Below are 20701 nucleotides of genomic sequence, written 5' to 3' on the forward strand. Positions count from 1 at the left end.
ATAAAAAACCATTACACCGTCAAACTGTACAATTAAACTCGATTTATGCATGCTTAAAACATGCCAAGATAAAAAAGTTTTGCATAGAAAAGATCCACAGTAAGAAAGAGAGGATGGTATTTATGAATATTGAAATCCGCACAGATAAAAACATCCATAATAGTGAACGTTTAATTACTTATGTACGTGCAGAACTTACTCAAGAATTTCAACGTCATAGCGAACGTATTACACATTTCTCGGTTCATTTTAGTGATGAAAATGGGGATAAAAGTGGCGACAAAGACATCCAATGTATGATCGAAGCACGTCCTTCAGGTTTGAAACCAGTTGCAGTGCACCATAAAGCAGGCAATATTGATGCTTCAATTCATGGCGCGATTGAAAAATTAAAACGTAGCCTCGAACATACTTTTGAGAAAAAAGAACACCCGAGAGGTGGGCAACCAGAATTCATTGATGATGAAGTTTAATTAAAAATGCTAAAAAGCCCTTCGGGGCTTTTTTTATATTTGATGAAAATAAAACTATTCACAACATTAGGTTTGCAATGCTATGCAATCAACCTCTAAAATCTGGAGAAGAGATTAGGCATAATAGCCCTAATATATTTTTGAGAGATGGTCATGTTAACCACCCAGCAGCAAGCTTTAATTAAAGCCATAGAAGAATTAGAACTCGCGCAAGTGCAGAAATTACTTGCTGACGGACTTGATCCGAACTTTATTGATCCGGAACAAGGACCACCTGTATCAATTATCTGTGACGGAATTTTTAAATGGTGGGAAAATGTATCAGAAGCTTATGAAGCAGGTACACCATTATCAAAAGAAGAAAAGCAACAAGCATTGCAAGTTTACCTCGATATTCTCGAAGCTTTGATTCAGGCCAAAGCCAATGTATATCTTTGGGATGCAGAAGAGTTCTATGGTCCGTTATGGGATGCTGCAAGCTCAGCATGTGCGCCAGCCGTTCAACGTTTACTTGATGAAAAAGTAGATCCAAACACACGTGATGAAGAAGGACTCACTATTTTATCTTCGATCAGTCAGTTATTTTTTGATTGTGATTTTGATGAAATAGATTGGGCAGAATCGCTTGAAGAAGAGCGTGAAACATTAGAGTTATTGCGCCGTCACGGGGCAAAGATGTCAAAAGAATTAACTACTTAATTGGATATTAGAATGAAAATAGTTCAAATTTTAACTTTTGCTCTTACAACTGTTGCTGCCGGAAGTACCTTCGCAGCAGAGTTCTCGTTTGACCGCCCAGGGGCAGGAATGGGGACGGGAATTACCCCTGTAGGTAATTTGGCTTGGGAGCAAGGTTTACCAAGCGTAACCTATACTGAAGCAACTGTTGATGGTGTTAAAGAAAAGACTGTAACCTTAAATCAGGACATGTTGTTCCGTACAGGTTTAGGTCGTGACTTAGAATTACAGTTAGGATGGCAGGGTCCAGCCTGGACTCAGACTAAACGTGCTGGCAAAAAAAATGATACTTCGGGCTTTGGTGACGTAAGCATCGGTTTAAAAAAAGCGATTGATTTAAAAGATGACAGACTGTCTATGGCAGTGTTGGCTGAGGCGATCATTGCAACTGGAAATGATGAGTTTACGGCACATGACGACATTTATAGTCTTACCTCTGCGGTAGCTTACCAATATAGTGATTTAGTAGGTACTTCAATTACCATGCGCTATGAAGTGCAAAATAGTGATTGGGCAGTTACAGCTGTACCAACTATTGACTATAAAATCGCAGGTAAGCTCTCAGGTTATTCCGAGTTCATTTACCGTAAAGCTGAAAGCCAAGACTATGAATATGGTCTAGGTACAGGTCTGGTTTATGCGGTAAATAATCGTACTCAGCTTGATGCAAGTGTAGGGGTAGATTTAAACGGGCAAGATAAGAGTTATAACGGTGGCTTAGGCGTATCGTTCTTGTTTTAAAGAACGATTGATTAGATGTTAATGAAAAAGTTTATTCAGCAAGGAATCATTTATTTTCTGGCAATTGTTTCGCTTGTACTTAGCCAATTTATCTTTGCGCAGGACAAGTTATTGTCACCTGAACAAGCTTTTTCATTTTCGGTTGAATCTTCTGAGTCGCATACTGCGAATTTATCTTGGCAGATTCAGCCAAATTACTATCTATATCAGCATAAATTTACCGTACAACAAGGTACTCAACCTTTAGCTTTAAAGTTACCTAAAGCTGTTGCTCAATATGATGAAAATTATGGGCAAAGTCAGGTTTACTACAATCAAGTTAATTTCCAAATTAAGACGAAACCTTCTGAACACTATAGTGTGACTTGGCAGGGCTGTGCCAAAGATCGGATTTGTTACCCACCACAAACCATTGAGTTTCAAACTGATGCAGATGGTTTAGTTGGTGTACAAAACCAAGCTGGAACAGCACCAAAACGTTTGCTGGATTTAGCAAATACACAAACAGACGCTTCTTCAGGAACTTTAGAAAAAGAGCAGAGTACACAGACGGCTGTTGATACAACTACACCACAAATTGCACAAGATCAGATCTGGTCAGCGAAGTTAATTGAACACTCACTTTGGTATGGGATTTTATTATTTCTAGGTTTAGGCATGCTGCTCGCATTTACGCCATGTTCTTTACCGATGCTTCCTATTTTAACTTCGTTAATTATTCGAGAGCATAAAGGCTTAAAAGCTTGGGCTATTGCACTTACTTTTGTCTGTAGCATGGCATTGGTTTATGCAGGTTTAGGTTTAATTGCTTCTTCAGCAGGCTTGAATTTCCAACGCTGGCTACAACAGCCTGCTACTTTAATTGCTTTTAGTTTGTTGTTTATCGTATTTGCTCTGAATCTATTTGGCTTGTTTGAGCTTCGTTTGCCACAAACATGGTTAAACCGACTTGACCGCATTCAGTCCATGCAACAAGGCGGTACCTTGATCGGTGCTGGTGTCATGGGTGTGGTTTCTGCGCTCTTGGTGGGTCCTTGTATGACTGCACCACTCGCTGGAACTTTATTATTTATTTCTCAAACACAAAACCAATGGCAAGGCGCTTTGCTTTTATTCTGTCTAGGTTTTGGAATGGGAATTCCGTTGTTACTGGCAAGTATTTTAGGTGCAAAATTCTTACCTAAAGCGGGCGATTGGATGCATCAGATTAAAGTAATTTTTGCTTTTCTGATGTTGGGCTTAAGCCTCTACTTTATTCGTCCTTTATTGCCAGATTGGGGCATGCAAGTACTTAGTCTCGTATTAGGACTCGCTTTTATTGTCTATTCGCTTTATCAGCTTTTCTGGAAAAAGGGACAGCTACAATGGCTCTACGCCATCTTATTGTTAGTCGTTACACCTTTTGTAGCCTATAACCAATATCAACATATTCAAAATCGAAATTTGCAAAGTTCTGACCACATGGCCGAGTGGCATGTTGCGGCTAGCGCGGCAGATTTCCAAAAGATTTTAGCAGCAGCACCTGCTGATCGGGCCATTGTGATTGATGTCTATGCAGACTGGTGTGTTGCTTGCCAACCGATTGAGCACCGTATTTTAAAAGCACCCGAGGTTCAATCTGCTCTTGCGCCATATTATTTAATTAAGCTTGATTTGAGCCATTATGATCAGTCGCATGAAGCTCTACTCAAACAATGGAATATTTTAGGGCCACCAACGTATCTATTTTTAAACCCAGAGCAAAAAGAAATTCGTGCTTTGCGTTTAACTGGTGCCTTTAGTCAGCAAGAGCTTTTGCAGCAACTCGCGAACTTGGCGAAACTAAAAGAATCATAAGGTATTAATAGCTTCGATCTGATGAAATGTGCGCACCTGATTACGTCCCGAAGCTTTTACCGCGTAGAGGGCTTGGTCTGCCTGTCGGATAACAAGATAAGGGTCTTGTGCAAAAGCTGAACTACTTATTCCAAAACTTGCACTAATATGAATGGGATTATTTTGAGCACTAAAAACTGGCAGTTCTTCTAAAGCGTGACGGCAACGCTCAGCAATTTTTTCTGCTTGAATAATATCGGTATGGGGCAATAATAAAATAAATTCTTCTCCACCAAACCTGCCAATAATATCTTCATTACGCAAGTTTTTTGACAGACATTGAGCGATTTCAATTAAAACCTGATCGCCTTGGTGATGCCCATAAATATCATTAATTTTTTTAAAATGATCAATATCCAGAAGTACCACCGCATAATCAAATTGCTGTTGGTGTAGTGACTCTAAATGCGTATTTAAACTGCGTCTGTTTAATACATTGGTTAATGGGTCAAGTTGACTTAAACGTTGAATATAAGTTTCGCGCTGGCGCCATTGGGTCAATAATATTTCAAATAAAACAAAACAGGCCAATAAAATCGGCATAATAAAAAATGCCATACTTCCCAGCCAAAAAGGATTGGTTTGAGCACGTTGCATAGCAATAAGATTAAATAACGGCGCATAAGATAAAGTGCCTCTCATACTTAAATACGTACATACCGTTAAAATAATCGTTGCAGGTACGAGAGCGCTATAAACAATTTTTCGGTCAAATAACACGAGTCCTACACCAATGGTACCGACATAACCGACCATAGTGGCGGGACTAATACTTCCAATTAAATATCCATCGTGGCATAGCATGAGTGCAAAAAACTGCACACTAATGAAAGGAATAATTCTTTGAGCCCATTCATCATTTTTATAGCAATAGCAGGAAATAATCAGTAAAACTAATAAAAATAAGGTGAATAGATTGAGCCGGATTTGCGACTCAACTAAAGGTAAATTTGCCCATTGCCAGATATCTGGAGTAATTAAAATATAAGCTTTCCACAAGATCCAACTAAAATTCATTGCACAAGCAAGTGTGAGCATGAGTGCGCTTTTTTGTAATGGTGTCCAGTTGATGATGTGATTATGGTGGATGAAATCGATTATCACCTGTTTTATTCTATGTATTGGACGAGTGATTAAACGACTTTTCATAATAAGTAAGGGCTCCTAAATATAGATGCCTCTTTGTTGGACCATCCTAAAATTGGATTGTTTAAATAATTTATATTTTAAACATAACATGATTTTCAATTTATACATGATGACTTTTTTATAAAGATAATGATGTGAAAAGTTTGCGGGACTATTCACATCATTTATAGATAAATTAATTTTTATCGAGCTCATGGGCAAATTCAGCAATATCTGCCAATGCTTGTTTAGCCTCATCAAACCATGCATTGAACATCTGGAAGTTATGCCACATACCTGTATAAAGTTTGAATTGAACTTTAACACCTGCATCTTCGGCTTTTTCTCTAAAGCGCTTGGCATCATCTAATAATATTTCTTTAGAACCTACTTGAATCAAAGTCGGCGGTAGGCCATGCAAGTCATCGAAAATAGGTGAAACACGTGGGTCGTCAGCTGCAATTTGATTACCAATATAATGTTGGATCCCTGTTTGCAGGGCTTCAAGCGAAAGCAGGGCATCATGTTTCTGGTTATATCTAAGAGACTCGCTGGTTAGCGTTAAATCCAGAAATGGAGATAATAAAATCAGACCACTTGGCATGATTTCAGGTTGTTCTTTTAAGCGTAAGCAAAGCGCCAGTGCTAAATTTGCTCCGCATGAATCACCCGATAAAATAATATCTTTTGGCTGAACGCCTTGTACTACTAAAGATTGATAGATGTCATATAGAGCTTCAGTTGCCTCAGGGTACGGGTGTTCAGGCGCAAGCGGATAATCTACATGAATAACCTGCATTTGGGTGCGAGCGGCCAAATCTGTCATAAAAGCATGGTGTGTTTTGACACTACCAAGAAAAAAAGCACCGCCGTGAATGTGAAAAATCAGCTGAGTAGCATGATCTTGTGGTTTGATTTCTTCACCTTTAATGCCTGCTAGCCGAATTGGGCGAACAGAGACATTTTTTTGTCGTGGAAAAGCACGACACATTTGGTCTAAAACAGGACGTAAGGCAGTAGGCGGTAAATTTAGCTGACTTGGCTTGCGAATTGTTGTTTTAAGAAAAGTTTCTGTAAAGTAATATTTCCAAACATTTGATATATTCATAGAGCATCCATTTTTATGCTAGTTTCTTGTTTTCTTGTAAATTTTATTTTGCAAGATTACAAGGTTACACGAAACAGTCACATTCAAAAATTGCAATATCTTTGCGACTTCTGAATACTAAAATCTTGAAAGACCCAAGGATATTACAAAAATGAAAAAGATTGCTTTAGCTTTAGGACTCATTGGTATGGCTGCATTTGCCAATGCGGCTGATACACTCAATGGAACGGTATGGAAAACAATTGATGATCAGACCAATAAGCCAAAAGCCGTAGTTAAATTTACGGAACAGAAGGATGGAACCTTAACTGCTACTATTCAAAACATTTTGACACCAGGCGAAGAAAACGCTTGTACAAAATGTGAAGGTCCGTACAAAAATAAACCGCTAAAAGGCGTCACCATTGTACATAATTTAAAAAATGTAGGTGGCAACAGTTATGAAAACGGTACGATTTTAGATCCTAAATCTGGCAAAACTTACAAATTAAAAGGTGAGTTAACAGACGGCGGTAAGAAGCTTAAATTGCGTGGCTATATTGGCGTTTCTGCCCTTGGTCGTAACCAAACGTGGATTCGCGCTAACTAAAAGTTTTAATAAAAAAAACGAGCCAAATGGCTCGTTTTTTTATGCTTGGATATTTTGATAGGTTGTTTCATCAAAACCGACGATAAAACCTTGGGAGGTTTGTAAAACGGGTCTTTTAATTAAACTTGGTTGAGCAATAAGTGCTTCAATAAGATGGTCTTCACTGCTTAACGCACGCGTTTGTTCTTCTTCTGATAACTTGCGCCAAGTGGTTCCTTTTTTGTTTAAAACCGTATCTTGCCCAATTTCTTTTAACCAGATTTTTAGAGTATCTGCATCGATCCCTTGTTTTTTATAATCATGAAAATCATAGTTAAGCCCTTTGGCTTGTAAAGCATCAAATGCTTTTTTCATTGAATTACAGTTTTTGATTCCATAAATTTTTAACATTTTATCGGACCATGTCAAAAAGAGAGAGCACACAGCCTAACCCAAAAAGCATTTGAGCACTACTTTATACAGATACTTTTAAAACAAATGAAAAATTATGATTAATCGAAAGAGAAATGTCATGTTATTGTCATAAGACAAAGCGATAATGGGCTTAATAAGAAGAAGTTAAAACTAAAAGAACTTAGCGCAAAAAATAAGAGATTGAAAAGAGAAAACCCGCATTTAATCATCCTGATCATGCGGGTCTCATTTCAACGTCCAATGTCACATCCTTGCAAATAAACTTATCATAAGTTTATTTTATCTTCCTACGGCGTCCTATCCTTTTGCGTCATCCTGACTGCTTCCCTGTGCCGTGCAGCTATAATGCCGTTAAAGCTGTGTAAGAAAAATACTCAAAAACGACAGATGCTGTAAGCGAAAACGACAAGTTAAGTGAACAGTTGTTCACTTAATCTTGAATTTTATAGTCAATAATAACTGGTGCATGGTCACTAAACCATTGATCTTTATAGACCCATGCATTAACTGTACGTGCTTGCCAGTCTGGTGAACAGGCTTGATAGTCAATACGCCACCCAACATTTTTTGCACGAGCTTGACCGCGATTTGACCACCATGAATAAAGTTCTGCTTCTGCTCGAACAACGCGGAATGTGTCAACATAACCAAGTTCATCATAAATATGATCAAGCCATGCGCGTTCATGCGGCAAACAGCCAGATGATTTTTGGTTACCCGACCAATTTTTAATATCAATCCGTTTATGAACAATGTTGTAGTCACCACAAATGATGACTGACTTATTTTCATCACGCCATTGTTTTAAGATTTTCGCGTATTCACCTAAAAATAAATCTTTACGGGCTTGCGCTTCTTCACCACTTGAGCCTGAAGGTAAGTATAATGACGCAATATGTACCGGATGTGACAAACCTAGATCAAATTCAGCAGAAATAAAGCGACCTTGACTGTCAGCCAGTTCAAACCCTAAACCGTCTTTAACAGAGACAAAGGGTAAGCGGCTATATATGGCAGTTCCTGCATAACCTGCACGCTCTGCTGGAAATAGATGGGTATGCCACCCTTCGGGTCTAAATTTTTCAGTCCATTGTTCATGGGTAATGCGGCTTTCCTGCATGCATACGACATCGGCATCTGATTGTTCTAACCATTCAAGTAAGCCTTTCGTCACCGAAGAACGCAAGCCATTTACGTTAATGGAAACGACTCGAAGAATTTTTACATCACTTGGATACTGATCCTTTGGTATCATGCGAAAATTTAACCTCAATTGTGAATTTGGAGCACCTCATGACAACGCCTGTGTCATTTAACCCGCAAGCATTTATCGAACTCGCATTATCACGCGGTGTGCTTAAATTTGGTGAGTTTACTTTAAAATCTGGACGTGTGAGTCCTTATTTTTTTAATGCAGGCCTACTTAATGATGGTGAAGCTTTATCTCTTTTAGCACAAGGCTATGCCGACAAATTAATACAATGTGAAAATGTTGATGTTATTTTTGGCCCTGCTTACAAGGGAATTCCATTTGTGGCAGCAACTGCTGTTGCCTTGTCGCAAGTACATAACAAAAGTGTGCCATGGGGCTTTAATCGTAAAGAAGCTAAAGATCATGGTGAGGGCGGCGTTTTAGTTGGTGCTGCGGTTGAAGGTAAAAAAGTCTGGATTATTGATGACGTCATTACCGCAGGTACAGCCATTCGTGAAGTTGTAACGATTTTAAAAAATGCGGGCGCAATCATTGCTGGCGTATTGGTTGCACTAGACCGCCAAGAGTGTGGTCAAGGTGAGCTTTCTGCAATTCAAGAAGTTCAAAAAGAGTTAGAAATTCCTGTGCATGCACTGATTACTATGAAAGATTTAATGGATTATTTGGATGCAAAAGGCGAGAAAGAGTCTTTAGCAAATATGCAAGCTTATCGTGAGAAATACGGTATTTAAGAATTAGGTATGAAAAAGGAAGCTTCTGCTTCCTTTTTTTATAATTTAATCAAATTATTGAGTTGATTTAATGGCACTAGTAATGTGTCGGTTAAATAGTGTTTGAAGGATCACGAGGAAAACTGCTCCAATATACTGAATATTGGAACGGTTTTGAGTAAAATATTGATTTATAAATTAAATTTTTAAGGGTTTTGTATGGGCGTATTATGTTAATTTTAGAAACGCTAAAAGATTGAATTCAAACTTTTAGCAGACTTTTATCTAATTAGTATTAACGACAAGATTATTGAGACTTCTACGTAAATCATCTAAAATTTCAATAGCAGTAACACACTTAAACTTCCAATATCCTGTATGGAATATTTCACTAATTGCTGATTTTTCAAATAGTAAAAGGCATTAATATCCTATAAAATTACTCGATGGAGCTAACTTGTAATTAGTGTCCAATTGTTGTACATATAAGTAATATTGATTGTTCCAGACTAATTTTCTAAGTCTACGCGGTACTATCCTATTGCCAATTCAGCAGAGTGTAATGCTGATCGATTTAGAGAACGCGTTTTTTCCTTATATATTTGACAGACGATGTCAAATATATAAAGACTAATTTCTTTTACTTCTAGCAGAATCAGACTAACTATTTATAGCTTTATTAAACGCATAAATAATATACTTTGAATACCTGTGATGCTTATACGCTTCTTCGATAGTTGTTTGAGGTGCTTTAGAATGCGCATATGCATGCCTCCAATCTAGCAAGGAACTATACTTTTCATTTGGATGAACTCCTCCTAGCCTAGTTTGTACAGCTAACATTTCATTTGTAAATTTTGTCGCTTTAGTATTTGAAAATAATTTCAAATACTTACAAAGATCATCTTTGGAAATTTTACTGTTCAGTTTTTTGTAATTTTTCTCAATATAATGTGAAAAATCACCATGCACAGAGTCCGCATATTCAATCATAATTTTTTTTATGACATTCTCGTAAACTGCACATATAGCAACCAATAATAACCCTGAAAGCTCACCTCTAAGTACGTCATTTTCAGTATTAGATGCAGGAGCAACTCTATTTAGTTCTTTAACTAGATGATCAATATAAGAAAGCTCATTTTTAAGATCTGAAAAATTCATTTCACACCTTAGTTCAAGTACTGAATAGCTAGCTGTATTCTATTTTTCAATACAGAATTATCAGCTGTTGGACCAAAAGTATTCGCTAAAAATGCATCATCCTTAATTAATTTATTGTAATTTTCTACTAATCTTTCCGCATCAATCTCATCTACTTGTAAAAGAGCTGTAAAGATAGAGTCCAACATTGCAGTATTAATTACCCCTTTAGGTCTAAATGGTTTATCAATATTCTTATAAATAGCTTCACAAACTTTAGGGAATTTTTCTTTAAAAGTTCTTGCTTTCTCAGAGCCAAATTCTCTATTTGAATACATTGTTCTATTTAAAAAACCAATCATTGGTTTTTCATAGTCAGCCCAATCTTGATAAAGCCCAAATAATCGTAGAATTAATTCAACATCTCTTTGATTTTTATGTGGCAATTTAAAACCAAGAATATTTAACCAATGTTGATTTTCATTTAGTATTTGTAATTCTTTAACAATATTTCCTCTATAAACAGCATTTCTAATTTCTTGAGGTTTAAGCTGTGTTCCACCAGTATTTAATCTTTGAAAAATGTGGAAAACACAATCATTACTCGTACTAGGGGCTAATTGTCTAATATTGATAGCTCTTAATGTAGCGTTTTTTAGCTTCCTTTGATCTTTTTTATCTAAATCTTTGAAGGTTTTCCCATTATAAGAATATGTATCAGAAAGCCCCTTTAATGCAAAAACCTTTCTTTTTCCTTGAACATCTTCCTCACCAAAATACCCTTCTAAAAAATATTTGATAGACATGATTCGTTGTTGTCCATCAATGATCTCTAATGTTCCTTCATCATTTACATAGAAAAATACTTGGGGTACAGGTAAACCAATTAGAAAAGATTCGATCAAACGTGATGCTTGCTCAATTTTCCAAACAAATTTTCTTTGATAGAAAGGTACTATTAGATCTTCTGAATCCAATTTCATCGCTAATAGTTCTAATGTTGGATCTGATGGAGTTACTGATAAATCAAAATGGATATCTGGAATCTCATCATCACAATCTTCATCTACTAACTGCTCATCTATCAACTCTTCGGCAATTTGTTGTTTCTTAATTTCCGGAATTCTAAAATCTTCATATTGGTCTTCAGTCATGCCTATTCTCTGTAACTTTATAATTTAATTATTATAAGTACTTTAGTAATCGTTTTCTTGATAATTATTAAATTAGCTGTATTTAACATAAAATACCACTCGCAATCCTTAACTGGATTTTTTCACTTCTTGCCAATAAAGCGATCTATTCGAAATCTTTTAAATCCCACTTCTTACACTTCAAGGCCATGCTCAACTTGTCTTGTTGACCTTGTTCAGTCATCACCAAAGGCGAAACAGAAGCGCTAGCAAATATGCAAGCTTATCGCGAAAAATAGGGTATCTAAAAAAGAAAAAGGCATACCTCGAAATAGGGGTATGCCTTTTTAATATTTACTTAAAACTGATAATTCAAACGCAATAACACATTACGTGGTGTGCCTGGCATGCTGTCTGAGCGCCAATACTCTTTATTGGTTAGATTATTCACTGCAAGTGTGACATTCCAAGGGTCAGCACTATAACCAATTGCTGCGTCGACGCGATTAAAGCCTTCCATTTTTACTGCATTATTAATGTTCGGATAATAAGACCCCACATAGGTTACACCCATTTCGGTATACCACTGTTCAGTTGGTAAATAGCGAACAAATAAATTGCCCGTATTTTTCGATGTATTTGCTAAATAGTTGCCTTCTTGCTCAGGCTTTTGTTTGTCTTTTTTAACTTTAGCATCCGTGTAACCATAACCACCGCGAACAAAGACATTATCAAGTACGCGACCAATAAAACTAAATTCAAGACCACGAGATTGATGCTGACCAGCAGTTGCCCATACATTTGGTTGTTCATTAGGATTTGGTTTATAGCGGATATTATTTTTACGAATATCAAAAACAGAAAATTGAGTATTTAACCGATTATCTAACCATTCGCTTTTTACCCCGACTTCATATTGCTCGTTATATTGAGGCTCTTTATCCATTTTTGTGACATCGGTGCTTCCAGTGACTTGGTTAACACCCATTTGTCCGCCAAATGGTGCAAAGCTTTTAGAGTAAGAGGTGTAAAAACTATGTTCAGGAAGCGGTTGCCATACCAAGCCAACATTTGGACTAAAGCTGCCATCTTTTACATTACGGCGTTCATTAGTTAGCTTGTTGGTAGTCGAAAAGTCGAAGTAATCATAACGTAAGCCTAACATGAGTTTAAGTTGGTCGTTTAGACCAATTAAATCTTGAATAAATACCCCGTAAGTTGTGCCTTCATTATAGTTATGCTGACTAATCTTTAATGGGCCATTGCCATGACTTGATTCTCTTTCACCTGTGAATGGATTGACGTAACCATAAATGGCTGAACCATTTTGAGTCTTATTGGCTAGACGTGGTTCTCGTTGTTCATAGGTCCAGTCTGTACCCATCATGATTTGATGTTCAAGCTGGCCGGTTTTGAACCTGCCTTTAATATCAAAGGTATTGGTGGTGGTTTTATTGCTGGTTTGCTGCCAGTAGTAATTCTGATTGATATAACCTTTTTTGGTGTTACATTCTTTGCCTTTCAAGTCATTTCCATCGAGGCCACAATAAGTTCCAAAGTAAAAATGATCAAAGTTCTGTTCTGCTTGTCGGTAACTCGCTGCCCAGTGAAAGTTCCAGTCAGGTGCATATTGATAATTCACATCGGTACGGACCACTTGCAAAATATCATCAACATAATCTCCGTCTTGGGCAAATCCTGTTTTGATCGAAGTTCCCGCAGGCAGAATGTCACGTGATGGTCCGCGATCAGGTACACGACCTAATTTGTCATAGGTATATTGTGTGGTCCAAGTGAGTGTTCCATCGTCATTTTTATAAGTAAAACTTGGTGAAAACATCTCAATTTTATTTTCAATACCAGAACGAAAACTGTTGGACTCACCATATTCTCCGGTAAGACGTACTGCTAAATTGTCATTAATGACTTGGTTGATGTCAACAGTTGTTCCATAGTTGTCGTATGAACCTGCATAAGCGCCAACTGAACTTTTAGAGTCGAAATTGGCGAATTTACTCACCATATTTACAACCCCGCCACCAGCACTACGACCATATAAAACAGAAGCGGGGCCTTTTAAAATTTCAATACGCTCAATATTGGCAGTACTACGGCGTACTTGACCACTTTCACGTATACCATCACGGTAAATATCGCCTGCGTCCGCTCCAAAACCACGAATGGTAATGCCATCACCGCGCATATCGTAATTGGTAGATACGCCAGGGGTACCTTGCAGCATAACGCTTAGATCATTTGATCCATAAACTTTGTACTTCTGAACATCAATGGTATCAATGGTTTGAGGAATATCTTTTTTATCTAAACCATTACGTGTGACATTGGCTTTGTCATAATCGATATAGCTTTTGATTGGGTCGAGTTCACTCATGGCCTCAATTTTTATGGTAGGCATGGTCGCTGCAACTTTCGAGGATGAGTTACTAGAGTCTTCAGCGTATACACCTTGGATATTCAAGATCATTAAACTGAGTAAGCTGAGCGGGAAAAGACGCTTAATTGGGGGAGATGATATAGAAATTCTTAACATAAAGATAAAGTCAGTTAACAAAAATAAAAGTATAAATGATAATTATAATCATTTAATTGTTTAGAATAAAAGAACTATTACCTTAAAAAATGACATATTTATTTTTTAATAACTGAATTTTAGTAGTGTAATGAGTAAATTAAAAGAACTGGTAGAATCAACTTATTAGTTTTTCTTGTTAATTGAGTCTAAAAAGGGTGCTTTTTATAGAGAAAAGCACCTCTTAGAGTTAAGCATTATTTTTGAGAATATCTAAAATATCCATTTCTGGATCATAATTCTCATCAATCGTTTTACAAATTGCTTGTCCAACAATCACATGTGTGCCATTAAAGGTCATGCTGGGTGCTTCATATAATTCCCAGCCGTGATTCAATGCTTTAGTTACTCGTGTACAAAAAGCAGAGTCATCTGGTCCGGTTAAATAGCGATAAAGTTTCATCATCAAGCCTAAAAATTAATATTTTATGGTCATAGTTTAACTGAATTTACCTTAGTGTAATCGCGAATAAGGAATTGAATTAAAAAATATAAGCGCTGGAGTCATCAGTAGAGTTACCACACCAAATTGACATCTTTTAAGAATGAAAATAGTTCAACTGAGTGTTTCACAAATTAGCTTTATTGCTATCTTATAAAAGTGTTTCGAATTTAATAATTTCAAAACATTTTTCTCACAGTTAAAATAATAACAAATTCGTTTATTTAAAAGTTTACCTTGTAAATCAATAGCCCATATTGTATTCCTTGATAAAAGCCATTGAGATAGTTTTATGGTTCTAAATTATACATTTCCTATATTAGAGTGATTGAACAATGAGTCAAATTTTTATAAACAAAGTATTAATGGATAGTTGTTGTATCAGTCAAGATTTAAAAAGAAAACTGAAAGAGCATGGATTCTGTTGAATTTTTTGATCAGATGAATATTACTTAAAACAACCTGATGAAATAGAGAATTTATGTAAATATCAATTAGTACATCAAAATAATCCTATGATTTGAATTATGGATCCTTAGGTGAAAAAGTATTTGAGTTAATTGTGAATAGTAATTTATTTTTATTCGATCCAAATTTATTTTTGATCTTACAAAAATAAATCGCTAATAGAAAATCGTATATATGATATAGATATTTGTAGCTTTTCATATGTCTAAAAATGGTTTTAGTTGTAAATGTTATTGGATTAATTTTAAGATATTATATAGAATTAATCAATTTTAATTTATTAATATATTGAAGGATTTTATTGTAAATGAAAAATATTCTTATATTGTTTTCAACTACAGATGGTCAAACATTAAAAATAAGCAACTATATAAAAGATATATTGCTTGGTTATGGTTTTAAAATTTCTGTTTTTTCTATAGATGATTACTCTAAAATAGATATTAAATATGATTTCATTCTTATAGGTGCTAGTATTCGTTATGGAAAATATAGTCAATCTCTTTATAAATTTATTGAAAATAACTTGCAAGAGTTAGAATCAATAAATAATGGTTTCTTTTCAGTCAGTGCAACAGCTAGAAAAAAAGGTAGAGATATACCAGAATTAGATAATTATTTTAAAAAATTTAAAGAAAAGACAAATTGGAAACCTGATATTGTTGGTGTTTTTTCAGGAGCTATTAATTATCCTAAATATAATATTATTGATAGATACATGATAAAATTTATAATGTATCTAACCAATGGACCTACAAATTTATCTAAGACATTTGAGTTTACAGATTGGAATAAAGTTTCCTTATTCGCTATCAAAATAGTTGATATTTTTAAATATCAAAATAATTTTGATAGTCAGTAAATTCATTTGACTACTAAAGATATTATTTTAGAGCTTCGTACGCTGCATTAGAAAGTATGGTATCAGAACTTAGCTTTGCCTTTTCCCAAATTTCATTACGTAAAGTCGGGTTAAATTTAGTTAGTTCCTTCATTATTTCAATACGTGTTCTTCTACAACTATGGGAATCTTTTAATTTCCAAAAACTGTCTAAGCATTTAGAACCGAGTAAATCAGCTATAAGATGTACAGTTTGGGCTCTTTTGAATGTATCGTTTTCCAAAGGTCTTATGATTTTCTTATTGGTTAAATCAAAAGCATATTGGTCATTAAATCGCTGTTGACCTCGTTTTCGCACAATCAAATTTAGGCTAATAGAAAAATCATCTGGAGAACGTTGTTGATGTATTTCTTTACCTGCACGGAAGAGATAGGTTTGGCCTAGTTTTAATTGATTGAAAGAGATCTTTTTCATTTCAATACTTTCTCCAGTTTTACCTATAACTGAATCATAATCATATTCATAAGTTTCTGTATAGTAACCTGAGCCATAATGACCAACTGTTAAGAAACTGAAATCATGATCATGTGCTATAGAATAAATTAGTAGACCTCGATCAACATCTACATTTACAAATTTTCTTTCTTTATCTGAAATCCAGCAAACTGCCCTTATTACAAAATCTTCATCTTTATAAAGAACATAACCACTAGCTTGATAAGGATTATTTTCTTGAAAAGGTTTATTTGAGTACCTTAATTCTTCACATACAGCTTTAGGTAATAAGTCTTTATCGTTACTTAATTTTATCAACATTGGAGCAGCAGAGTTAATAGAATTTAGATCATCTAAGTCTATATTTTTTTTAATATAATCAATAAATTCATCTAAAGAGATTTTATCTTTATTCATTTTATTTATTCCTATTTTGGATTAAAAATAAACTTTGATTAATAGCATTAATAACATGAGGATGTTGTTCTTCTGCTAAAACTCTTGAAAGGAATATTTCTGCTTGATCAGGGTTTACTTTACAGAAAGTTCTTGTAGCTTCCCATCTAATAAAGTAATCACTATGATTAAAAGCTAAATGTTCTGCTACATCTGAACAAGCTTTATAATTCATATGTCCCATAGTAAACAACATAAGTTCTAAACGTGATGATGCAAGACTATTTGATACTATATGGCTAAATTTTCCAGTATTTATAGAATAAACTTCTCTTATTGATTCATTAGTCACATTTGTATTATCAGTTAAATATAAAAGATAAGTTGAGACGGTAGAATTATTTTCTATGACCACCAGTTCATGATCTATTAAAGTGGATTGTCCACTAGATATGATTTCTTTTGAAATTTCGATTATTTCTTTTTTATTATTTTTTTTTGAAAATATTTGTATTTTAGCACTACCGATCAATACGCCAATAGCTTGTTTACTGCCGTTAGGGGATATGAAATTCCTCGGTGGAATATTTGCAGGTAAAATTTCTAATTCTAAATGAATTGATTGTGTTTGAAGTAATGTTGTGCGAGATGATATTGCTGGGTTAAATGAAGGAACAAAATCGTGTTTTCTTTCTAATAATTCTAATAAATACTCACCTATGGTTTGATAAACTTTGGGTGATAAATATGTGTTAAATTTATCTAGATTAATAGAATTTTTACTAAAAACAGATTCTATGTGATTAAAAACTTTATTAAAATTAAACTGTTTATTCATTTTAAACTTATTTGATAATATTAATTTTTAAATTGGAAAGAATTTATAATAAGTAATTAGGGGTGATGGAATTAAAAACTCTAATCACCCCTAATTCTTTATCTAACTAAAAATTAGATAAACCACCATATCAGTGCTAACTGACCATTTCCATCACACACATTTTGTTCTAGGTTTACTAAACAATCATCAATACGCATTTTAAAATCCTCTGTAATATAGGGTTGAGACCACAATATATATTAAAGAATTTGAAATAGTAAATATTAAAATTAATTTTTTTATATTTTTTTATTAAAATAATAAGATTAATTTAAGAGTAAGTTGTTTTATTTAATTTATTCTAAACACCTTTTAAATTAATTTTAATAATACTATGAGATAGTGGTTTTTATATAAATAATAAGTTTAATTAATAAAAGTATATTTTTATTAATTATTTTATATAAAATGAAAAGCCATTATGTATTTTTAAATTTAGCTTAATAGATAATGTATTTTTAAATTATCTGAATCGTGGATAAGAATTTGACTTGAAAATATAGTGGTTAGAGTCATCAGTAGAGTTGTCATACCAAACTATCACTTTTTAAGAGTGGGAATGGTTCAACTGAGTGTTTCAGACATTACCTTTATTACTATGTGGTATGAGTATTTTCAATTTAATAATTTCAAAGTATTTTTCTTATAATTAAAACAATATAAAGTCATTTGTTTAAAAGCTTACCTTGTTATCAAGGCGTGATTTATTTGATCAATATGTATCAATTGGTACTATCCATTTTATATATGGCTATGAGTTATATATTGTGATGAATTAGTTCGCTGAAATTGTTAGTTCTGTTTTATCTAATGGGTATATGCTGATATTAAAATAGTTAAGCAGTTAGTCAAACAAAGCTTGGGCGGCTAGTTGTTACATCAGCTGGGATTTAAATTTAAAAACAAAACTGAAAGAATAGGATTCGGATTAGTCTAAGCTAAAGGAATAACAGATAACGATGTACTTAAATTAAGAAAAACCAGTGAAAAATCTCAGCTATACTCATGCTAATTTAAATTTTAAGAAGAGCTTGAGCATGCGTGTACTTGTCGTCATGGATCCGATTGAAACCGTGAATCTGAAAAAGGATTCAACCATGGCAATGTTGTGGGCGGCGAACCGCCGTGGACATGAATTGGGTTATGCATTACAACAAGATTTATATATCGACCAAGGTAAAGCTTACGGTTTGATTTCACCATTAGAAGTGTTTGAAGATTACAACCATTATTATGAGCTGGGCGAAAAGAAAAAAGAATCAATCGCTGCTTATGACGTTGTGCTCATGCGTAAAGACCCACCGTTTGATATGAATTTTGTCTATACGACTTACGTGCTTGAGCAAGCTGAACGCGAAGGTTCATGGATTATTAATAAGCCTCAGTCACTGCGTGATTGCAATGAAAAACTTTTTGCAACCCAATTTCCAGAGCTACAAGTTCCTACGCTGGTAACTTCACAACAAAGCTTGATTCGTGAATTTATTAAAGAACATGGCGATGTCATTGTTAAACCACTTGATGGTATGGGTGGTACGGGAATTTTCCGTTTATACCAAGATGGTGTGAATATTGGTTCTACTTTGGAAATGCTGACCGAGTTAGGTAACCGTCCAATTATGGCTCAACGTTATATTCCTGAGATTGTAGAAGGGGATAAGCGTATTTTGATGGTAAATGGTGAACCTATTCCTTACTGCTTGGCACGTATCCCACAAAATGGCGAAGTACGTGGTAATTTAGCGGCGGGTGGTTTGGGCCAAGCGCGTCCACTCACTGAAAATGATAAATTGATCGCAGCTAAAGTTGGGCCATTCCTACGCGAAAAAGGTTTGATTTTTGTTGGCTTAGATGTAATTGGTAATTATGTTACTGAAATTAATGTCACTAGCCCAACCTGTATTCGTGAAATTGATGCTCAGTTTGGTACATCAATTGCCGATAACCTGTTTGATGTATTAGAAGCTGGTCGCCCTGCATAATTGATTGTTTCAAGTGGTTTTCTGCCTAACGGGTAGGAAATCACTTGAAAATATATGAATTTGTAAAATAACAATACTAAATACACCATAGCTTTGTAGGCATATTTTCAAAAAAGCACATCTTTCTGTTATAAACGAGTGAAATTAGCTTTTCGTTAATGAAGCTTTAGGATTAAAATAAACGGCTACAAAAATAGATGACAATTTCCATTGTTTTTTGAGTTGAAGAATTAGACCGTGACCGATCCGCAGCAAAGTAAACCTAAACATGTCATGATGATGGCTGCCGGTACAGGTGGACATGTTTTTCCAGCCCTCGCCGTAGCCAAACAACTTCAACAACAAGGTTGTCAGGTTTCATGGTTAGCCACGCCAACAGGTATGGAAAATCGATTATTAAAAGATCAAAATATCCCAATATATCAAATTGATATTCAAGGTGTTCGTGGGAACGGCGTGATCCGTAAACTTGCTGCGCCTTTTAAAATTTTAAAAGCAACATTAAGCGCAATGCACTATATGAAACAGCTTAAAGTTGATGCTGTAGCTGGATTTGGTGGTTATGTTGCGGGGCCTGGTGGTTTAGCAGCGCGATTATTGGGTATTCCTGTACTTATTCATGAGCAAAATGCGGTAGCGGGTTTTACCAATGCTCAGTTATCACGTATCTCTAAAGTAGTATGTGAAGCATTTCCAAATACATTTCCTGCTAGTGAAAAAGTAGTGACAACCGGAAATCCGGTACGTCGTGAAATTAACGATATTTTAAGCCCAAAGTGGCGTTATGATGAGCGTGAGCAAGCAGGGCAACCTCTAAACATTCTTATTGTTGGTGGTTCTTTAGGTGCAAAAGCGCTCAATGAACGCTTACCTCCAGCATTAAAACAATTACAAGCACCACTCAATATTTTTCATCAGTGTGGTCAGCAACAAGTTGAAGCAACGCAAGCACTTTATGCAGATGCACCAGCTAATTTAACGGTACAGGTTTTGCCGTTTATTGAAGATATGGCAAAGGCTTATAGTGAGGCTGATTTAATTATTTGCCGAGCTGGAGCATTAACGGTAACGGAAGTTGCAACAGCAGGTATTGCCGCAGTTTTTGTACCTCTTCCTATAGCAGTTGATGATCACCAAACTGCGAATGCCAAATTTTTGGCCGATGTTGGTGCTGCAAAAATTTGCCAGCAATCGACCATGACACCAGATGTTCTAAATGAATTGTTCACTTCGCTGATGAACCGCCAATTACTTACAGAAATGGCAGTGAAAGCGCGTCAACATGCCCAACCAAATGCGACTCAGCATGTGGTTGATCTTATCCAAAAAATGTAATCGGAT

19 protein-coding genes are annotated in these 20701 nt (G+C 35.2%); 9 read left to right on the forward strand and 10 right to left on the reverse strand.

The features are described from left to right. Positions 1-122 precede the first annotated feature (122 nt). The 4 genes from KTH84_RS10670 (at position 123) to dsbD (ending at position 3788) form a co-directional block, all read left to right on the forward strand. The gene (locus tag KTH84_RS10670; RefSeq protein WP_197730962.1) at positions 123-473 is read left to right on the forward strand and encodes an HPF/RaiA family ribosome-associated protein; all 351 of its coding nucleotides are present in this window, start codon (positions 123-125) and stop codon (positions 471-473) included. A 153-nt stretch (positions 474-626) separates the two neighbouring features. Beyond that, positions 627-1172 carry an ankyrin repeat domain-containing protein gene (locus tag KTH84_RS10675; protein ID WP_262473093.1) on the forward strand — a complete coding sequence of 182 codons (546 nt, stop codon included), beginning with the start codon at positions 627-629 and terminating at the stop codon, positions 1170-1172. Positions 1173-1184: 12 nt separating this feature from the next. Next, positions 1185-1952 carry a transporter gene (locus KTH84_RS10680; RefSeq protein ID WP_262473094.1) on the forward strand — a complete coding sequence of 256 codons (768 nt, stop codon included), beginning with the start codon at positions 1185-1187 and terminating at the stop codon, positions 1950-1952. A 15-nt stretch (positions 1953-1967) separates the two neighbouring features. Then, positions 1968-3788 carry a protein-disulfide reductase DsbD gene (dsbD, locus tag KTH84_RS10685; protein ID WP_262473095.1) on the forward strand — a complete coding sequence of 607 codons (1821 nt, stop codon included), beginning with the start codon at positions 1968-1970 and terminating at the stop codon, positions 3786-3788. Here dsbD and KTH84_RS10690 read toward each other — a convergent pair. Both KTH84_RS10690 and KTH84_RS10695 read right to left on the reverse strand, forming a co-directional pair. Next, entirely contained in the window at positions 3783-4976 is a 1194-nt protein-coding gene (locus KTH84_RS10690; RefSeq protein WP_262473096.1) for a GGDEF domain-containing protein, read from the reverse strand. The genes dsbD and KTH84_RS10690 overlap by 6 nt on opposite strands. Positions 4977-5151: 175 nt before the next feature. Beyond that, the gene (locus KTH84_RS10695) at positions 5152-6063 is read right to left on the reverse strand and encodes an alpha/beta hydrolase (RefSeq protein WP_133971213.1); all 912 of its coding nucleotides are present in this window, start codon (positions 6061-6063) and stop codon (positions 5152-5154) included. A 151-nt stretch (positions 6064-6214) separates the two neighbouring features. Here KTH84_RS10695 and KTH84_RS10700 point away from each other — a divergent pair, with 151 nt between their 5' ends. Continuing rightward, entirely contained in the window at positions 6215-6652 is a 438-nt protein-coding gene (locus tag KTH84_RS10700; RefSeq protein ID WP_003654111.1) for a DUF2147 domain-containing protein, read from the forward strand. Positions 6653-6691: 39 nt separating this feature from the next. Here the strand turns inward: KTH84_RS10700 and KTH84_RS10705 are convergent, their stop codons facing one another. Together KTH84_RS10705 and KTH84_RS10710 are read right to left on the reverse strand one after the other, a co-directional pair. Next, complete coding sequence (locus tag KTH84_RS10705; RefSeq protein WP_133971215.1) at positions 6692-7042, reverse strand: arsenate reductase; 351 nt, start codon at positions 7040-7042, stop codon at positions 6692-6694. A gap of 454 nt (positions 7043-7496) precedes the next feature. Continuing rightward, positions 7497-8321 carry an exodeoxyribonuclease III gene (locus KTH84_RS10710; protein ID WP_042895797.1) on the reverse strand — a complete coding sequence of 275 codons (825 nt, stop codon included), beginning with the start codon at positions 8319-8321 and terminating at the stop codon, positions 7497-7499. Positions 8322-8359: 38 nt separating this feature from the next. On the opposite strand from KTH84_RS10710, the gene pyrE reads away from it, so the two are divergent. After that, positions 8360-9010 (forward strand): orotate phosphoribosyltransferase, encoded by a 651-nt coding sequence (gene pyrE / locus KTH84_RS10715; RefSeq protein ID WP_262473097.1) that lies wholly within the window; start codon positions 8360-8362, stop codon positions 9008-9010. A gap of 639 nt (positions 9011-9649) precedes the next feature. Here the strand turns inward: pyrE and KTH84_RS10720 are convergent. From KTH84_RS10720 to KTH84_RS10735, 4 genes are all read right to left on the reverse strand, one after another. Next, the gene (locus tag KTH84_RS10720) at positions 9650-10153 is read right to left on the reverse strand and encodes a HEPN domain-containing protein (protein WP_262473098.1); all 504 of its coding nucleotides are present in this window, start codon (positions 10151-10153) and stop codon (positions 9650-9652) included. An 8-nt stretch (positions 10154-10161) separates the two neighbouring features. Further along, positions 10162-11286 (reverse strand): DUF262 domain-containing protein, encoded by a 1125-nt coding sequence (locus KTH84_RS10725; RefSeq protein ID WP_262473099.1) that lies wholly within the window; start codon positions 11284-11286, stop codon positions 10162-10164. 337 nt (positions 11287-11623) lie between these two features. Continuing rightward, entirely contained in the window at positions 11624-13816 is a 2193-nt protein-coding gene (locus KTH84_RS10730) for a TonB-dependent receptor (protein WP_262473100.1), read from the reverse strand. A gap of 229 nt (positions 13817-14045) precedes the next feature. Further along, positions 14046-14258, reverse strand: a complete 213-nt coding sequence (locus KTH84_RS10735; RefSeq protein ID WP_133971221.1) for a DUF1737 domain-containing protein — start codon at positions 14256-14258, stop codon at positions 14046-14048. An 814-nt stretch (positions 14259-15072) separates the two neighbouring features. Here KTH84_RS10735 and hemG point away from each other — a divergent pair. Further along, entirely contained in the window at positions 15073-15627 is a 555-nt protein-coding gene (hemG, locus tag KTH84_RS10740; RefSeq protein WP_133971223.1) for a menaquinone-dependent protoporphyrinogen IX dehydrogenase, read from the forward strand. A 22-nt stretch (positions 15628-15649) separates the two neighbouring features. Here the strand turns inward: hemG and KTH84_RS10745 are convergent, their stop codons facing one another. Then, positions 15650-16519 (reverse strand): hypothetical protein, encoded by an 870-nt coding sequence (locus tag KTH84_RS10745; RefSeq protein ID WP_262473101.1) that lies wholly within the window; start codon positions 16517-16519, stop codon positions 15650-15652. Between the two features lies 1 nt (position 16520). Further along, complete coding sequence (locus tag KTH84_RS10750; RefSeq protein WP_262473102.1) at positions 16521-17336, reverse strand: hypothetical protein; 816 nt, start codon at positions 17334-17336, stop codon at positions 16521-16523. Positions 17337-18415: 1079 nt separating this feature from the next. Between KTH84_RS10750 and gshB the strand changes: the two genes are divergently transcribed. Continuing rightward, complete coding sequence (gene gshB, locus KTH84_RS10755; protein ID WP_262473103.1) at positions 18416-19360, forward strand: glutathione synthase; 945 nt, start codon at positions 18416-18418, stop codon at positions 19358-19360. A 237-nt stretch (positions 19361-19597) separates the two neighbouring features. After that, positions 19598-20695, forward strand: a complete 1098-nt coding sequence (murG, locus tag KTH84_RS10760; RefSeq protein WP_262473104.1) for an undecaprenyldiphospho-muramoylpentapeptide beta-N-acetylglucosaminyltransferase — start codon at positions 19598-19600, stop codon at positions 20693-20695. The last annotated feature ends 6 nt before the right edge of the window (positions 20696-20701 follow it).

The sequence above is a fragment of the Acinetobacter sp. WU_MDCI_Abxb74 genome (assembly GCF_025513915.1).
GTDB classification, from domain to species: Bacteria; Pseudomonadota; Gammaproteobacteria; order Pseudomonadales; family Moraxellaceae; genus Acinetobacter; species Acinetobacter calcoaceticus_C.

What these genes read in the sequence shown, in the direction of transcription:
- KTH84_RS10670 (WP_197730962.1), top strand. Translation starts at nt 123, where the DNA reads ATGAATATTGAAATCCGCACAGATAAAAACATCCATAATAGTGAACGT.
- KTH84_RS10675 (WP_262473093.1), top strand. Translation starts at nt 627, where the DNA reads ATGTTAACCACCCAGCAGCAAGCTTTAATTAAAGCCATAGAAGAATTA.
- KTH84_RS10680 (WP_262473094.1), top strand. Translation starts at nt 1,185, where the DNA reads ATGAAAATAGTTCAAATTTTAACTTTTGCTCTTACAACTGTTGCTGCC.
- dsbD (WP_262473095.1), top strand. Translation starts at nt 1,968, where the DNA reads ATGTTAATGAAAAAGTTTATTCAGCAAGGAATCATTTATTTTCTGGCA.
- KTH84_RS10690 (WP_262473096.1), bottom strand. Translation starts at nt 4,976, where the DNA reads ATGAAAAGTCGTTTAATCACTCGTCCAATACATAGAATAAAACAGGTG.
- KTH84_RS10695 (WP_133971213.1), bottom strand. Translation starts at nt 6,063, where the DNA reads ATGAATATATCAAATGTTTGGAAATATTACTTTACAGAAACTTTTCTT.
- KTH84_RS10700 (WP_003654111.1), top strand. Translation starts at nt 6,215, where the DNA reads ATGAAAAAGATTGCTTTAGCTTTAGGACTCATTGGTATGGCTGCATTT.
- KTH84_RS10705 (WP_133971215.1), bottom strand. Translation starts at nt 7,042, where the DNA reads ATGTTAAAAATTTATGGAATCAAAAACTGTAATTCAATGAAAAAAGCA.
- KTH84_RS10710 (WP_042895797.1), bottom strand. Translation starts at nt 8,321, where the DNA reads ATGATACCAAAGGATCAGTATCCAAGTGATGTAAAAATTCTTCGAGTC.
- pyrE (WP_262473097.1), top strand. Translation starts at nt 8,360, where the DNA reads ATGACAACGCCTGTGTCATTTAACCCGCAAGCATTTATCGAACTCGCA.
- KTH84_RS10720 (WP_262473098.1), bottom strand. Translation starts at nt 10,153, where the DNA reads ATGAATTTTTCAGATCTTAAAAATGAGCTTTCTTATATTGATCATCTA.
- KTH84_RS10725 (WP_262473099.1), bottom strand. Translation starts at nt 11,286, where the DNA reads ATGACTGAAGACCAATATGAAGATTTTAGAATTCCGGAAATTAAGAAA.
- KTH84_RS10730 (WP_262473100.1), bottom strand. Translation starts at nt 13,816, where the DNA reads ATGTTAAGAATTTCTATATCATCTCCCCCAATTAAGCGTCTTTTCCCG.
- KTH84_RS10735 (WP_133971221.1), bottom strand. Translation starts at nt 14,258, where the DNA reads ATGAAACTTTATCGCTATTTAACCGGACCAGATGACTCTGCTTTTTGT.
- hemG (WP_133971223.1), top strand. Translation starts at nt 15,073, where the DNA reads ATGAAAAATATTCTTATATTGTTTTCAACTACAGATGGTCAAACATTA.
- KTH84_RS10745 (WP_262473101.1), bottom strand. Translation starts at nt 16,519, where the DNA reads ATGAATAAAGATAAAATCTCTTTAGATGAATTTATTGATTATATTAAA.
- KTH84_RS10750 (WP_262473102.1), bottom strand. Translation starts at nt 17,336, where the DNA reads ATGAATAAACAGTTTAATTTTAATAAAGTTTTTAATCACATAGAATCT.
- gshB (WP_262473103.1), top strand. Translation starts at nt 18,416, where the DNA reads ATGCGTGTACTTGTCGTCATGGATCCGATTGAAACCGTGAATCTGAAA.